This window comes from Thauera terpenica 58Eu (genome assembly GCF_000443165.1).
Classification (GTDB): Bacteria; Pseudomonadota; Gammaproteobacteria; order Burkholderiales; family Rhodocyclaceae; genus Thauera; species Thauera terpenica.
Genome location: NZ_ATJV01000022.1, coordinates 1 through 307 on the forward strand (window position 1 = coordinate 1; position 307 = coordinate 307).

At 56.7% G+C, this 307-nt stretch carries 1 pseudogene; it reads left to right on the forward strand.

What is annotated here, in order from left to right:
• Positions 1-219 (forward strand): annotated as a pseudogene (locus M622_RS23405) (IS5/IS1182 family transposase); the annotation flags it as partial.
• Positions 220-307: the final 88 nt, after the last annotated feature.

Here is a 307-nt window from a genome sequence, read left to right on the forward strand (position 1 = left end):
CGTGGCCGTGACGGCTGGAAAGAAGACAGTGGCTACCATCGGCGCAGCCTTGCCGAGAACATGATGTTTCGCCTCAAGCAACTGGGTGACCGGCTGTTCTCGAGAACCTTCGAGCGTCAGGTGGCCGAGGCTCATGTCCGGGTGGTCATCCTTAACGGCTTCACCTACTTGGGCATGCCGCGATCGGTCCGGGCTGGGCAAATTGCGCCTACTGCATGAAGCGGACGGGGGAAAGGGGCGAATCATGCCAAAATCTCAGAATCTAGGCCATTGTTATATAAGCGTTTGTTAATAGTGCACCAACGCC